Raw genomic sequence first — 14,669 nt, forward strand, 5'->3', positions numbered from 1 at the left:
GAACGGCCATTCCTTCCGGGTATTTTTTTGCATTACGTATTAAATTTAAAAGGTTCTACAATATATTTATTCTTTACTAGTTACATAGCACTTATTTCCCTTGATAACATAGTTTACATTTCCTACAACTTGCGATATAATCTTCATAACTTCCTCCAGATTCGCCTGTTTGGAGAAGCGGAAACTATATGTATTCTTTTTCAAGCTATGAAGGCTATATACAAAAGCATAAGGAAATTTGCGTTCAAGACTTGTAAAAATATCCTCCAGATACATATTACTAAAAACCAATTCCCCACGTTGCCATGCTGTCACATCATCTATCTCAGGCATCCGCAGATTGTACGCTTTCGTATGTTTGTCATATACCAACTGTTCATTAGGCTTTAAAATAATATTGGACAGCAAGTTATTGAATTCAACTTTCACACTACCTTCCAGCAAAGTAGCCATCAGTTCGCTATTTTCCGGATAAGCATTTACATTAAATTCAGTACCTAAAGCAGTAACTTGATAATCATTGGCCTTTACAATGAAAGGATGCTTCTTATCCGGTTTCACTTTAAAGTTGGCCTCACCAATCAAATATACGCTTCTAGTCTCTCCTGTAAATTTTTCCGGATATAGTAGTATACTCTTCGAATTCAGCATGACATTTGTACCATCCGGTAATGTAAGTTCACGAATTTCCGCTGTCGGTATATAGCATTCAACTAAATCTTTTTCCGGCCGTTCCTTTTCCAACATCAAATAAATAGAAACGGATGAGACTGCTAACAAGAAAATAGCTGCAGCTCTCCATATAAGTAACTGGTAATTTCTACGTGAAGTGATAGACTGCATTCCCAGATTCTGCCGCATTCGTTGTATTGATTGTTGCATGCCATCAGGCACTTTCTGCTCTCCTGCTTGTTTCCAAAGCTCACGAAGAGCCTCACTCTTTTCATCAACATGCTCCTCATCAGCCAACCACTGTTGCACTTTCTTCTGTGTTCCGGCTGAATAGCTATTATGGCCGAATAATTCTACGAGTTGTTGAATATAATTTTTCATGAATCTTTTTCTTTCTTTTTTGGGCTTTATACACTAAATACAACTACTACATACATACTACTTAAAAATATTAGAGAAAAAAAATAAAAAAGAGGAGTACCTTCTTTAATTCGATCAATGCCAAATAAACCTGATGCTCTATTGTTCGGATAGAAACATCGAGTTTATCAGCTATTTCTTTATGACTTAATCCCCTGAAACGACTTAGTTCGAATATCAACCGACGACGCTTCGGCATCTTCTCCAGTGTCAACTGAATAATTAAGAGCATCTCCTTATAATACACACTATTCAATATCTCTTCCTTTTCTGTCAATTCATAAAGAAAAGTTTTTTCTATAACCTCCGTCTGATATTCTTGCTCTACCTGTTGATGTTTAAAGATGTTCAGAACTATATTTCTAGTCATTATGAAAATGTAATTATCTAGTTCTTTATCATTATCCAGCCATAACTCCGGCTGCATCCAAAGCTTACAGAAAACATCTTGAGCCACATCTTCTGCATCACTTTCAGATTTAAGCAGCATTTGAGCAAAGTTCTTTACTTTCGGAAAATTCACAGTAAAAAACCTCTGAAACTTTAATTCAATCTGCTTGTCGTTATTTTCCATCTCTCTAGTATTTTTCAGCGTTAACGGTTAAATTAAATGTACCATGTATAAGGTTAAAGAAGCGGTAATATAATAATTCATTATAAACTTATAATCTGAAAGCAAAATAAAAGATTAATAACAGAATAAAAAAATATTATTACTGTTTTTTGATTTTTTTTCAAGTAGCCATTACTACAAAGCTCCCTCAAACAAAACAAATGTATATTACACACCCATAAAAATAAAAAAGGCTTCATGAATCAATGATTCATAAAGCCTATAAAGAATACTCGTACTCGAAGCGGGACTTGAACCCGCACAGCCGCAATGGCCAAAGGATTTTAAGTCCTTCGTGTCTACCATTCCACCATTCGAGCATCCTTTCAAAGAAAGAGCGGAAAACGAGACTCGAACTCGCGACCCTAACCTTGGCAAGGTTATGCTCTACCAACTGAGCTATTTCCGCGTTTTTTTCAACGGGTGCAAAGATAAGTAGTTTACTTGTTTCTGCCAAATCTTTTCGGAGGAAAGTTTAAAAAACTATCCTCCGAAAGTCTATTTTATCTTCCAAGCAGTGCTTTCTCCGCTTTCTCCATTCCACAAAAGTTGAATCCATCAATCACTTGCTGCATCAATGCGGAGATTTCTGCATTACAGAGGTTGCCGATACTACCTTCATGAGTATGGTGTACTTCTTTAGTATGCGAGAATTTACCTGCTTCAATATCCAAACCAACCTTCTTATATGCATCACGGAAAGGCATACCTTCACGTGCCAAACGATTTACCTCTTCCACGCTAAAAATAAGGAGGTATTTGTCATCATCAAGAATATGTTCATTTACCTTTATTTCATTCATGATATAGGTTGTCATCTGCAAACAGTCTTTCAGTTCCTGAAAAGCAGGAAGGAAAACTTCTTTGATAATCTGCAAATCACGGAAATAGCCAGAAGGCAAATTATTCGCAATCATCATGATCTGTTGGGGAAGCGATTGCAGTTTATTACATTTAGCACGTGTCAGTTCAAAGACATCGGGATTCTTCTTATGAGGCATAATGCTAGACCCCGTGGTACAGTCATCAGGCAACTTAACGAAACCGAAGTTTTGACTGTTAAACATACAGGCGTCAAAAGCTAATTTGGAAATCGTCCCGGCAATCGTAGCCAATGCAAAAGCAACATTGCGTTCCATCTTTCCACGCCCCATTTGAGCATATACAACATTGTAATTCATTGAATCAAAACCTAATAAGTCAGTCGTCATGGTACGGTTCAAAGGAAAAGACGAACCATATCCGGCTGCTGAACCTAATGGATTACGATTGCACATTTTAAATGCTGCCTGCAAAAACAGCATATCGTCCATAAGACTCTCGGCGTAGGCACCAAACCACAAGCCAAAAGAAGAAGGCATTGCAATCTGCAGGTGTGTATATCCCGGCATCAAAACGTTTTTATACCGTTCGCTCTGACGGATCAAGACATGAAATAGTTGTTCTACCGCTTCGGCAACCTCTTTTATTTGCGTACGGGTAAAAAGTTTCAAGTCCAACAGAACCTGATCATTTCTGGAACGACCACTATGTATTTTCTTTCCGATATCTCCCAAACGACGGGTCAACATCAATTCTACCTGTGAATGTACATCTTCCACCCCGTCTTCTATCACAAATTCGCCTTTTTCGGCCGAGGCATAAATACTCTTCAATTCCACCAGCAACTGGTCCAGTTCTTCTTTTGTCAACAACCCAATGCTTTCAAGCATCGTAATATGAGCCATAGAACCAAGCACATCATGCTTGGCCAAATAAAGATCCATCTCACGATCACGACCTACCGTGAAACGTTCGATATCCTTATTTACCTGTACGGACTTCTCCCAAAGTTTCTGTGCCATAAAAAAAAGTTTAATATCCAATAACTGCCAGCATATCAACCATCTTCTCCAAACCTTCCTGGAGAGGTTTCTGTACCATTGCTTTCATAAATGGATTAAGATCCATTCCGATAGTTACCTTCACTTTGCACTCTTCTTCTGCAGTTTCAACCAATTGAATCCACATATTAAAAGGAAGAGGAGAGTTAGTTGTTGCCAACTTTATACATTTACAAGGATCACGCTCTACAATTTGCAAAGTCAACTTTCCGATAGGAGAGACACTAAAACTCAACGTGTCCGAATCAAAACTCAAATCCTGCACCTTATCTTTTGGCAAACGGTCTTTGACTGCTTCCAGATTACTTAAATCTGAAAGTTTATTATATACGCGCTCCTGGCTGTAAGGTATTACCTTGACACTACTCTCAAAATTACTCATAATTTTCTATTAGTATAAAACAAAAAAAGAACAATCCGGCCAAATATTGCCCGAACAGTTCTTTTTACCAAATATGTTTGATCAAAAAATGAATCTTATTTTCCAGCATCCCAATGAGCAGGGTCTTTACGCCATTCGTTCAATGTCTGTATGTCTTCTTCTTCGATATAACCTGTACGAAGAGCAACATCAAGCACGGCTTCATAATTGGTCAACGTTACCAAAGTCACCTTCGCATTTTTGAACGCCTCTTCAGCTACCGGGAATCCGTATGTATACGCTGCAACCATACCGATCACTTCACAACCATCGCGACGAATTGCTTCAACAGCCTTCAAACTACTACCACCAGTAGAAATCAAGTCCTCTACGACTACGACTTTCATACCCGGACGAAGTTCACCTTCAATCAGGTTTTCTAATCCATGATCTTTGGGGGTAGAACGAACATACACGAACGGCAAATTCAATGCATCAGCCACCAAAGCTCCCTGCGGAATAGCGCCTGTAGCCACACCAGCAATCGCATCCACCTGTCCGAATCGTTCTAATATCAGACGTGTAATTTCAATCTTCACAAAATTACGAAGAGAAGGATAGGACAGAGTTTTACGGTTGTCACAGTAAAAGGGGGATTTCCATCCAGAAGCCCATGTAAAAGGGTTAGCGGGTTGAAGTTTAATAGCTTTAATCTTCAACAGTTTCTCCGCAAATAGTCTCTCTAAGTTTTTCATAACTAAACTAACTATTAATTATTTGCCGCAAAAGTACAGAAATTGAACGAGAATAAAAAGAAGAATCCGTTTATTTTTTCAGTCAATTTGTTCCTCTTCATCGGGAATGTCGATACAACGCTTAATATCTTTCAGTTCAAATCCACGACTCATGGCAAATCGCATCAGCTTTCCATTCAATTCATAATCGTCTGCCGCATGAATACTTTTCCGTTTGGAAGCCAGCAGGTCACGCAGAATAGAAAGGTATTCTTCTTCATCAATTTCATTCAGATAACGCCATGCCACATCAGAAGGGATCTTCTTCATGTAAAGCCCCTGGGCTATTTTCATTTTCCCCCACTTGGCAAAGCGGAACTTGTCATTCACAAAAGCCCTGCAGAAACGTTCATCATCAATGAACTTCTCTGATTCCAGTCGGTCAAGAATACGCGCAATGGTATCATAGGCAATTCCCCAACGTTGTAACTTCTCATTTATTTCTGCCCGGCAATGCTCGGCAGTGGAGCAGTAAGAGGCTACGCGATTTAAAGCCTCTTCATCAGTTAATTGTGCACTCATCGGTTAGCTGTAACTATTCTATCTTTTCCAAATATGTCTTTTATAACACGAACATCACGATATTGGTTCATTTCAAGTATGTGTGCTGTTTCCCGGCCATAAGCCTGGTTGATTTCAAAATAAAGTTTTCCGCCCGGCAATAGCAATTCACTTCCCAGACAGGCTATACGATTATAAAACCGTAAAGGATCCTCGTCAGGAACGAACAATGCCAACCCTGGTTCCCAATCAAGGACATTAGCGTCCATTTCATTCTTTTCCGTTTCAGTCACATAAGGCGGATTACTGACGATCACATCAAAAGACGGCACCTTTTCCCAGTCATCAGACAATACATCTCTTTGCAGAAATCTCACCCCGGCTTCCAAATCTTCATTGTTTTTACGGGCAATAGCCAACGCTTCTTCCGAAATATCCCATGCCTCTACGTCTACATCCGGAAGTTTTTTATCCAGAGAGATCGCAATGCATCCACTTCCCGTACCTATATCTAACAGATGACGGGCATTCGGATTCTCCTTTACTATTAGCTCTACGAGTTCTGCGGTCTCCGGTCGAGGGATTAACACGCCGGAAGCAACCTTAAAATTCCTTCCACTAAACTCTGCAAAACCGCGAATGTACTGTATCGGTTCATTTTTCTGTAAACGGAATATAATGTTTTCTAATTCACGCTGTTTGCATTCGGATAAAATTATATCTTTGCCCATGTAAATATCAAGCGCATCTAAGCCTAACATGTCGCAACAAATCAGCATTGAAAGAGCTTTTATCTCTTCCTGCGGATAGCTTTCCTGCAAAGACTGGCGAATGTAAGCGGTGATACGATTCATATTTTCACAATTTCGGAGTGCAAAAGTAAGAATAATATGGCGAAGAGCACCAAAATGGAAGAAGAAAAATACATGAGGCGTTGCATTGAGCTTGCAAAGAACGGGTTATGCAATGTGCCTCCAAACCCGACGGTAGGGGCTGTTATCGTATGTAACGGACGTATTATCGGCGAAGGTTATCACATTCGCTGCGGAGAGGCACATGCGGAAGTCAATGCAATCCGTTCTGTCAAAGATGAGTCTTTATTGAAACATTCTACGATTTATGTCAGTTTGGAGCCTTGCTCCCACTACGGGAAAACACCTCCTTGTGCGGATCTGATTATAGAGAAACAGATTCCACGCATTGTTATCGGATGCCAGGACCCCTTTTCTGAAGTAACCGGACGGGGGATTCAAAAACTACGGGATGCCGGACGAGAAGTTACAGTCGGCATATTAGAGAAAGAATGTCAATCACTGATTCGTCGTTTTATTACTTTCAATACACTTCATCGGCCTTATATTACATTAAAATGGGCAGAGTCAGCCGATCGGTTTATTGATATAGAACGTACAAGTGGAATGCCTTTGATACTCTCCTCTCCTCTCACTTCAATGCTAGTACATAAAAAAAGAGCGGAGGCGGATGCGATTATGGTAGGCAGGCGAACAGCTTTATTGGATAATCCGTCGCTAACGGTACGCAACTGGTATGGACATAATCCAATACGTGTCGTATTAGACCGCACATTATCTCTTCCGAATGATTTACAAATATTCGATGGGAATGTGCCAACATTAGTCTTTACTGAAAAGAAACAACCAGCAAGAACCAACATCACATATATCTCCATCGACTTCAATCATAACACACTGGAGCAGATTATGGAAGTACTGTATCAACGGAAAATACAATCATTACTGGTGGAAGGAGGTAGTCAACTGCTACAGTCGTTCATCGACGACGAGTTGTGGGATGAAGCTTATATCGAAAAGTGTCCCAACAGGTTACACTCCGGTGTTAAAGCACCTCAAATGGACGATAAATTTAGTTATTCGATAGAAGAACACTTCGAAAGACAAATTTGGCATTATGTTCGCCGAATATAGCTAAGATAGTTCTATTCAGGGGGTTTTACGTCGATAAAAACAGTGTTATTATCTATAATTTTATATAAAACTTACCTGTAATGTTCATTATCGGAAAAAATGTTTCTATTTTTGCAACTTGTAAATAAACACAATCTTTCAAATGAGAATAAAGTTTTTATCATTCATTGCGAGTTTTTTCATGGTGTCATTTGTTATAACGTCATGTCTTGATGACGATAATAACATCGAATATAGCCCGGATGCAACTATCCATGCGTTTGCACTTGACACAGCAGGCCTTGGGAGTTATAAATTCACTATTGATCAATTATCACGTGAAATTTATAATGAAGACTCTCTTCCTGTTCATGCCGATACCATCATTGACAAGATTTTAATCAAAACATTAACTACGGCATCAGGCGTCGTAACAATGAAAGACAAAAGCGGTAACGATTCTGTCATAAACATCAATGACTCTATCGATCTTCGGGAAGATCTCACTATTAAAGTGTGGTCAACAGAAGCGTTAGCAGGAATATCTCCTAATCAAACTAAGGAATATACTATTAAAGTACGAGTACATCAGCATGATCCGGATTCGTTGAGATGGAAGTATATAAATGAAATAGATAATCAAATTACAGGAGAACAAAAATCCATTATTTTGGGAAGTGAAGTTCTCACATACTCTGTAGTTGGTAACGAGTTACGTGTGTATAAGAATTCTTTAACTAACTTCGGCAATGGGGTCTCACAAGAAACTGTGGGATTACCAGAAGGTCAACTTCCGACTTCTATCGTCACATTCCAATTCAACAGAAGCATAACCATGTTATATGCTACATCCGCAGGTGATGGTCATGTATATGAATCTGCAGATGGTATAAATTGGGGAAAATCAAGTATGTTTGGTGAGGGAGTGGAGTTACTTCTAGCCACATTGACCAATAACGATATCAGCAGAATTTGTTATACAAAGAAAGGAGCCGATAACCAACGCTATTTCTATTATCAAACAAATGATATACCACAAGAGACTTTGGATGAAGCAGAAAATGGAGGAAAAGTACCTGCTAATTTCCCAACTAAAAACATATCCTACACAGTATATGAGTCTGCGACAAATATTAAATCCGTCCTTTTAGTGGGAGATACAGAAACGGCGACTTTGGCTGATGACAGCGAATTAGAAACGACCATTGTATGGGCGTATGACGGTAGTAAATGGGTTGAGTTCTCAACAACTTCCTCCGTTGCATACTGTCCCAAATATACTCAACCATCTATCATATATTACAATGACTTAGTATATATATTTGGCCAAAATTTCAGTTCCATTTATGTTTCCAATCAAGGGTTATTCTGGAGAAAAGCTAACTCCAAGTTTGCATTCCCTCATAGAGATTGGAGCAAAGGAGGAACTCCAAACCCTAGCGTAGATCCTGAATTCAGAGGTAAAACGAATTACTCAATGGTACTAGACCCTGCGACTCAAAATCTATGGATTATATTTAGTAAAGGAAACGCCAGTTTCGAAGAAGAGGTAGATAAAGCAGAAAGTACTAAGTCTACCACAACTGAAACACGTACTTATAATCATGATTCAGAGGTATGGCGTGGTCGTCTTAATCAGCTATGGTTTGATTTAGCAAATGCTGGCAAATAAAAAACGTATACGTTTAAAATAAAAAGATGTCCTATATAGAACAAATAGACAAAACTCGGATACCACAACACGTGGCCATCATTATGGATGGGAACGGACGATGGGCAAAACAACGAGGGGAAGAACGTACTTACGGTCACCGTGCTGGCGCAGAAACGGTACAGAATATTACCGAAGATGCCGCCCGTTTGGGAATCAAGTACCTGACACTGTACACCTTCTCAACCGAGAACTGGAATCGGCCGCAAGACGAGATTGCGGCTCTGATGAATCTATTGCTAGAATCTATTGAAGAAGAGACATTGATGAAAAACAATATTCGCTTCAATGTAATCGGTGATTTCAAAAAGTTACCTGTTGAAGTCCAAAAAAGTTTGGCATCATGCATAGAACGTACATCCAAAAATAGTGGTATGTATATGGTATTAGCTCTTAGTTACTCATCCCGTTGGGAAATAACCGAAGCTGTACGGCAAATAGCAACACTGATAAAAGCAGGAGAAATGTCTCCCGAACAGATAACGGATGAATGTATCTCATCTCATCTGGATACTAAATTTATGCCCGATCCGGATCTACTGATCCGCACAGGAGGAGAAATCCGGCTAAGCAATTACCTCCTATGGCAATGCGCTTATTCGGAGCTTTATTTTTGTGACACCTTTTGGCCCGACTTCGATAAAGAAGAACTCTACAAGGCCATTTGGGAATATCAACAAAGGGAACGCCGATTCGGCAAAACCAGTGAACAGATCAGCTAATATAACTCGAAACATCAAATTATAACATAAATGCATTATCGTATTTCCTTTATATTCATAACGTTTGTCTGCCTGTGCTGCTTTGCGACAACAGGCATTGCGCAAAATGCTAACACTGATGAAGACTCGAAACCTGTCATCTTATACTCCGGAACACCCAAAAAGTATGAGATAGCAGATATTAAAGTCGAAGGCGTAAAGAATTATGAAGACTATGTATTGATTGGACTATCCGGACTATCGGTAGGACAGACAATTACTGTGCCGGGTGACGAAATTACTGGAGCAATCAAACGTTATTGGCGTCATGGCTTGTTCTCAAATGTACAAATCACAGCCGAGAAAATTGAAGGCGACAAAATCTGGTTAAAAATCAGTCTGACACAACGCCCGCGTATCGCAGATGTGCGCTATCATGGTGTGAAGAAGTCGGAACGTACCGATCTTGAAAGCAAGCTGGGAATGGTAAAAGGCATGCAGATTACTCCGAATACCGTAGATCGTGCCAAGACATTAATCAAACGTTACTTCGACGATAAGGGATTCAAAAATGCAGAAGTAATCATCTCGCAGAAAGACGATCCATCCAGCGAAAATCAGGTGATCGTTGACATTGATATCGACAAAAAAGAAAAAATCAAAGTACACGAAATCCAAATCGTTGGTAATCATGCGATCAAGACTTCCAAGCTGAAGAAAGTTATGAAGAAAACCAATGAGAAAGGTAAACTTCGTAACCTGTTCCGCACCAAGAAATTCGTGCCGGAAAACTTTGAGGCAGACAAGCAACTGATTATCGACAAATATAATGAGTTGGGATACCGTGATGCAATGATTGTAAAAGACAGCGTTTCACAGTATGACGAAAAGACTGTAAACGTTTATTTGAATATAGACGAGGGACAAAAATATTATCTGCGTAACGTTACATGGGTAGGTAACACTCTCTATCCGTCAGAACAGTTGAACTTCCTGCTCCGCATGAAGAAAGGTGACGTATACAACCAGAAGTTATTGAACGAACGTGTTTCTACAGATGATGACGCTATCGGTAACTTATACTACAACAACGGTTACCTGTTCTATAACCTTGACCCGGTAGAAGTAAATATCGTTGGCGACTCTATCGACCTCGAAATGAGAATCTATGAAGGCCGTCAGGCTACTATCAATAAGATCAAGATCAGTGGTAATGACCGTTTGTATGAAAACGTCGTTCGCCGTGAACTTCGTATTCGTCCGGGACAATTGTTCAGCAAAGAAGACTTGATGCGTTCTTTGCGTGAAATTCAGCAGATGGGACACTTTGACCCGGAAAAACTGCAACCAGATATTCAACCGGATCCGATGAACGGAACTGTTGACATAGGTTTGCCTTTGACTTCCAAAGCTAACGACCAGGTGGAATTCTCTGCAGGTTGGGGACAGACGGGTATTATCGGTAAGTTGAGCTTGAAGTTTACCAACTTCTCTGTAGCCAACTTGTTGCACCCGGGTGAAAACTACCGTGGTATACTTCCTCAAGGTGATGGTCAGACATTGACTATCAGCGGACAGACGAACGCTAAATACTACCAATCATACAGTATTTCATTCTTCGATCCATGGTTTGGCGGTAAACGTCCGAATTCATTCTCTGTATCGGCATTCTTCTCTGTACAGACAGATATCAGTAGCCGTTACTACAACTCCAGCTACTTCAACAACTACTACAACAGTATGTATAGTGGCTACGGTGGTTATGGTATGTACAACTATGGTAACTATAACAACTACGAAAACTATTATGACCCTGATAAGTCTATCAAGATGTGGGGACTTTCCGTAGGTTGGGGTAAACGTCTGAAATGGCCGGATGACTATTTCACTCTTTCCGCAGAATTAGCTTACCAACGTTATAACTTGAGCGACTGGCAATACTTCCCGGTCACCAACGGTAAATGTAATGACCTTAGCATTTCATTGACTTTGGCTCGTAACTCTATTGACAACCCAATCTTCCCTCGTTCGGGTTCAGATTTCTCACTGTCAGTTCAGTTCACACCGCCTTACTCGTTGATGGACGGTAAAGACTATAAGGGATATTACAGCAACCCTGAAACAGGTAGCATTACCCAGGACAACATGAATAAACTTCATAAATGGATAGAATACCACAAATGGAAATTCAAAGGCAAAACATATACTCCGCTGATGGATCCGGTTGCTCATCCTAAATGTCTGGTATTAATGACACGTACGGAATTCGGTCTGTTAGGTCACTATAACCAATACAAGAAATCTCCGTTCGGTACATTCGACGTAGGTGGTGACGGTATGACCGGTTATTCAACTTATGCAACTGAAAGTATCGCTTTGCGTGGTTACGAAAACAGCTCATTAACACCATACGGTTCTGAAGGTTATGCCTATGCACGTCTCGGTATCGAATTGAGATATCCGTTGATGCTGGAAACAAGTACTAACATTTATGTGTTAGGTTTCCTTGAAGCAGGTAACGCATGGCATGATATCAAGAAATTCAATCCATTCGAGTTGAAACGTTCTGCCGGTGTCGGTGTTCGTATCTTCCTTCCGATGATTGGTATGATGGGTATTGACTGGGGTTACGGTTTCGACAAAGTATTTGGTTCTAAACAATATGGAGGAAGCCAGTTCCACTTTATCTTAGGACAAGAATTCTAATGTATCATCAAAAACTAAACGTTATGAGAAAGTCTGTTCTATTAATCATGATGCTATTTGCTGTCAGCATGGCAGCAAATGCACAGAAATTTGCACTGATCGATACGGAATATATTATGAAGAATATTCCGGCAGCTCAAAGCGCTAACGAGCAAATGCAAGAAGCTACGAAGAAATACCAGAGTGAAGTAGAAGCTCTGGCTAAAGAAGCACAGAAGATGTTCCAGGATTACCAGGCAAAATCTTCCACTTTTTCTGCCGCACAAAAAACAAAGACAGAAGATGCAATCGTAGCGAAGGAAAAAGAAGCAGCCGAGCTGAAGCGTAACTACTTCGGTCCGGAAGGCGAATTAGCCAAGATGAGAGACAAGTTGATTACTCCGATTCAGGATGATATTTATGAAGCAGTGAAAGCTATATCACAGCAACATGGATATGATATGGTAATTGACAGAGCCTCTGCTACAGGTATAATATTTGCAAATCCACGCATAGATATTAGTGATGAAATCCTAAGAAAATTAGGATATTCAAATTAATTTCATACATTTGCAGCTGGAAATAACTAAAAATCATTCAAATAAATTATAGAACTATGCTAAAAAAAATTGCACTTGTAATGTTGCTTGCACTCCCAATGGGTGTATTTGCACAGAACCTGAAATTCGGCCACATTAATGCACAGGAAATCATCACTGTGATGCCGGAATTCACCAAAGCTCAAAATGATATTCAGACTTTAGAAAAACAACTTACTGCCGAACTACAGAGAACGCAGGAAGAATTCAACAAGAAATATCAGGAATTCCAACAAGCTATCGCTAAGGATTCTCTTCCTCCTAACATCGCTGAAAGAAGACAGAAAGAGTTGCAAGATATGATGCAGAGACAAGAGCAATTCCAACAGGATGCTCAACAACAAATGCAGAAAGCTCAAAATGATGCAATGGCTCCTATCTACCAGAAGTTGGACAATGCTATCAAAGCAGTAGGTGCTGCTGAAGGTGTGATCTATATTTTCGACCTGGCAAGAACTTCGATTCCTTATGTAAACGAATCACAGAGCATCAACTTGACTAGCAAGGTAAAAGCAAATCTTGGTATCAAATAAGAGCTGACCAAGAATAAAGAAATACCAAAAGGGAAAGAGAAAGAAGGATCATCTTCTTTCTCTTTCCCTTTTTTTGGTGTACATTTGCGTATATAAATCAAGTGTGTCATGAAGCAACATCTATCCCATACGCCCGGACCTATCGGAGTATTCGACTCCGGATACGGAGGTCTGACCATCTTAGACAAGATTAGAGAAGTATTACCGGAATATGATTATATCTATTTGGGAGATAATGCACGTGCCCCCTATGGGACACGTTCTTTCGAAGTCGTATACGAATTTACCCGGCAAGCCGTCAACAAACTGTTTGATATGGGATGCCATCTGGTTATATTAGCTTGCAATACTGCTTCCGCCAAAGCCTTGCGCAGCATTCAGATGAATGATTTACCCCAAATCGATCCTGCCCGCCGTGTGCTCGGAGTCATCCGCCCCACTGTAGAATGTGTTGGAGAGATTAGCAAGAATCAGCATATCGGCGTACTGGCAACAGCAGGCACCATCAAATCCGAATCGTATCCATTAGAAATACATAAACTATTTCCTGAAATTCAGGTTAGCGGGACAGCATGTCCGATGTGGGTATCCTTAGTTGAGAATAACGAATCACAAGACGAAGGAGCAGACTATTTTATCCGGAAGTACATCGACCAATTACTGTCAAAGGATCCTCAAATAGATACTGTCATCCTCGGATGTACCCATTTCCCTATACTCCTACCTAAAATCCGGCAATACATCCCGGATCATATCAGTGTAATTGCACAAGGAGAGTATGTTGCAGAAAGCCTGAAAGACTATCTGAAAAGACATCCCGAAATGGATGCCAAATGTACCAAGAATGGCAACTGCCAGTTTTACACGACCGAAGCGGAAGAAAAGTTTTCAGAATCGGCCTCTACTTTCCTGAAACAGCAGATTAGCGTAAAACATATCACACTCGAATAATTTTTAAGAAAATAAATAACCATTTCTCTCTCTTTTTTGTTATATTTGATGTAGTCTGAAGGTATTTAATTGACTACAAATAGATTAAAAGAAACTCGCATGAGAATGGGCAACGGATAAGAAATTGGTAAAGTGCTTTGATACACTATATTTCTCATGCTGTCAAACAACTCTTATTTGTTTGCAAATATAATATTATTGCAGGTAATAATCAAAAATAACGAGGTTTATTTTCATTTTTACCTGCTGATATTTGTTCCGGATTATCAGATGCGATATATTTGTAATTAGGATTCGTACCGTGTTCCAAGCGGTTCATA

At 39.8% G+C, this 14,669-nt stretch carries 14 protein-coding genes and 2 tRNA genes; 7 read left to right on the plus strand and 9 right to left on the minus strand.

Going from position 1 to position 14,669, the window contains the following annotated elements; genetic code table 11:
- Nucleotides 1-66 precede the first annotated feature (66 nt).
- The 9 genes from DXA54_RS02885 to prmC form a co-directional block, all read right to left on the minus strand.
- The gene (locus tag DXA54_RS02885; protein ID WP_120078940.1) at nucleotides 67-1,053 is read right to left on the minus strand and encodes a FecR family protein; all 987 of its coding nucleotides are present in this window, start codon (nucleotides 1,051-1,053) and stop codon (nucleotides 67-69) included.
- Nucleotides 1,054-1,123: 70 nt separating this feature from the next.
- A complete protein-coding gene (locus DXA54_RS02890) occupies nucleotides 1,124-1,666 on the minus strand; it encodes an RNA polymerase sigma-70 factor (protein ID WP_004324601.1) in 543 nt (180 codons plus the stop codon).
- Between the two features lie 275 nt (nucleotides 1,667-1,941).
- A tRNA-Leu gene (locus DXA54_RS02895) sits at nucleotides 1,942-2,025 on the minus strand.
- A gap of 16 nt (nucleotides 2,026-2,041) precedes the next feature.
- Nucleotides 2,042-2,114, minus strand: a tRNA-Gly gene (locus DXA54_RS02900).
- A 94-nt stretch (nucleotides 2,115-2,208) separates the two neighbouring features.
- Nucleotides 2,209-3,549 (minus strand): argininosuccinate lyase, encoded by a 1,341-nt coding sequence (gene argH / locus DXA54_RS02905; protein ID WP_004305025.1) that lies wholly within the window; start codon nucleotides 3,547-3,549, stop codon nucleotides 2,209-2,211.
- Nucleotides 3,550-3,559: 10 nt separating this feature from the next.
- Nucleotides 3,560-3,970, minus strand: a complete 411-nt coding sequence (locus DXA54_RS02910) for an SRPBCC family protein (RefSeq protein WP_004299788.1) — start codon at nucleotides 3,968-3,970, stop codon at nucleotides 3,560-3,562.
- 95 nt (nucleotides 3,971-4,065) lie between these two features.
- Nucleotides 4,066-4,704, minus strand: coding sequence for an orotate phosphoribosyltransferase (gene pyrE, locus DXA54_RS02915; protein WP_004299787.1), 639 nt, complete (start codon nucleotides 4,702-4,704; stop codon nucleotides 4,066-4,068).
- A gap of 78 nt (nucleotides 4,705-4,782) precedes the next feature.
- Nucleotides 4,783-5,265 (minus strand): regulatory protein RecX, encoded by a 483-nt coding sequence (locus DXA54_RS02920; RefSeq protein WP_004299786.1) that lies wholly within the window; start codon nucleotides 5,263-5,265, stop codon nucleotides 4,783-4,785.
- Nucleotides 5,262-6,098 (minus strand): peptide chain release factor N(5)-glutamine methyltransferase, encoded by an 837-nt coding sequence (gene prmC, locus DXA54_RS02925; RefSeq protein ID WP_004299785.1) that lies wholly within the window; start codon nucleotides 6,096-6,098, stop codon nucleotides 5,262-5,264. The genes DXA54_RS02920 and prmC overlap by 4 nt, the downstream gene beginning before the upstream one ends.
- A 36-nt stretch (nucleotides 6,099-6,134) precedes the next feature.
- Between prmC and ribD the strand changes: the two genes are divergently transcribed.
- The 7 genes from ribD (at nucleotide 6,135) to murI (ending at nucleotide 14,349) form a co-directional block, all read left to right on the plus strand.
- Nucleotides 6,135-7,190 carry a bifunctional diaminohydroxyphosphoribosylaminopyrimidine deaminase/5-amino-6-(5-phosphoribosylamino)uracil reductase RibD gene (ribD, locus tag DXA54_RS02930; RefSeq protein WP_008649603.1) on the plus strand — a complete coding sequence of 352 codons (1,056 nt, stop codon included), beginning with the start codon at nucleotides 6,135-6,137 and terminating at the stop codon, nucleotides 7,188-7,190.
- Between the two features lie 142 nt (nucleotides 7,191-7,332).
- Complete coding sequence (locus tag DXA54_RS02935; protein WP_008649601.1) at nucleotides 7,333-8,841, plus strand: DUF6242 domain-containing protein; 1,509 nt, start codon at nucleotides 7,333-7,335, stop codon at nucleotides 8,839-8,841.
- Nucleotides 8,842-8,867: 26 nt separating this feature from the next.
- Nucleotides 8,868-9,602 carry an isoprenyl transferase gene (locus tag DXA54_RS02940; protein WP_004299782.1) on the plus strand — a complete coding sequence of 245 codons (735 nt, stop codon included), beginning with the start codon at nucleotides 8,868-8,870 and terminating at the stop codon, nucleotides 9,600-9,602.
- A 30-nt stretch (nucleotides 9,603-9,632) separates the two neighbouring features.
- Nucleotides 9,633-12,287: an outer membrane protein assembly factor BamA gene (gene bamA, locus DXA54_RS02945; RefSeq protein WP_004299781.1), complete on the plus strand. Its 2,655-nt coding sequence runs from the start codon at nucleotides 9,633-9,635 to the stop codon at nucleotides 12,285-12,287.
- Nucleotides 12,288-12,310: 23 nt separating this feature from the next.
- Nucleotides 12,311-12,826 (plus strand): OmpH family outer membrane protein, encoded by a 516-nt coding sequence (locus DXA54_RS02950; protein ID WP_004305030.1) that lies wholly within the window; start codon nucleotides 12,311-12,313, stop codon nucleotides 12,824-12,826.
- Nucleotides 12,827-12,882: 56 nt separating this feature from the next.
- Nucleotides 12,883-13,398, plus strand: a complete 516-nt coding sequence (locus DXA54_RS02955; RefSeq protein ID WP_004299779.1) for an OmpH family outer membrane protein — start codon at nucleotides 12,883-12,885, stop codon at nucleotides 13,396-13,398.
- 108 nt (nucleotides 13,399-13,506) lie between these two features.
- Nucleotides 13,507-14,349, plus strand: coding sequence for a glutamate racemase (gene murI / locus DXA54_RS02960; RefSeq protein WP_004310502.1), 843 nt, complete (start codon nucleotides 13,507-13,509; stop codon nucleotides 14,347-14,349).
- Nucleotides 14,350-14,669: the final 320 nt, after the last annotated feature.

This window comes from Bacteroides sp. OF03-11BH (assembly GCF_003604005.1).
Taxonomy (GTDB): domain Bacteria; phylum Bacteroidota; class Bacteroidia; order Bacteroidales; family Bacteroidaceae; genus Bacteroides; species Bacteroides ovatus.

Coding starts and splice junctions, on each gene's coding strand:
- DXA54_RS02885 (WP_120078940.1), bottom strand. CDS start 1,053: ATGAAAAATTATATTCAACAACTCGTAGAATTATTCGGCCATAATAGC.
- DXA54_RS02920 (WP_004299786.1), bottom strand. CDS start 5,265: ATGAGTGCACAATTAACTGATGAAGAGGCTTTAAATCGCGTAGCCTCT.
- ribD (WP_008649603.1), top strand. CDS start 6,135: ATGGCGAAGAGCACCAAAATGGAAGAAGAAAAATACATGAGGCGTTGC.
- bamA (WP_004299781.1), top strand. CDS start 9,633: ATGCATTATCGTATTTCCTTTATATTCATAACGTTTGTCTGCCTGTGC.
- DXA54_RS02940 (WP_004299782.1), top strand. CDS start 8,868: ATGTCCTATATAGAACAAATAGACAAAACTCGGATACCACAACACGTG.
- DXA54_RS02910 (WP_004299788.1), bottom strand. CDS start 3,970: ATGAGTAATTTTGAGAGTAGTGTCAAGGTAATACCTTACAGCCAGGAG.
- prmC (WP_004299785.1), bottom strand. CDS start 6,098: ATGAATCGTATCACCGCTTACATTCGCCAGTCTTTGCAGGAAAGCTAT.
- murI (WP_004310502.1), top strand. CDS start 13,507: ATGAAGCAACATCTATCCCATACGCCCGGACCTATCGGAGTATTCGAC.
- pyrE (WP_004299787.1), bottom strand. CDS start 4,704: ATGAAAAACTTAGAGAGACTATTTGCGGAGAAACTGTTGAAGATTAAA.
- DXA54_RS02935 (WP_008649601.1), top strand. CDS start 7,333: ATGAGAATAAAGTTTTTATCATTCATTGCGAGTTTTTTCATGGTGTCA.
- DXA54_RS02955 (WP_004299779.1), top strand. CDS start 12,883: ATGCTAAAAAAAATTGCACTTGTAATGTTGCTTGCACTCCCAATGGGT.
- DXA54_RS02950 (WP_004305030.1), top strand. CDS start 12,311: ATGAGAAAGTCTGTTCTATTAATCATGATGCTATTTGCTGTCAGCATG.
- DXA54_RS02890 (WP_004324601.1), bottom strand. CDS start 1,666: ATGGAAAATAACGACAAGCAGATTGAATTAAAGTTTCAGAGGTTTTTT.
- argH (WP_004305025.1), bottom strand. CDS start 3,549: ATGGCACAGAAACTTTGGGAGAAGTCCGTACAGGTAAATAAGGATATC.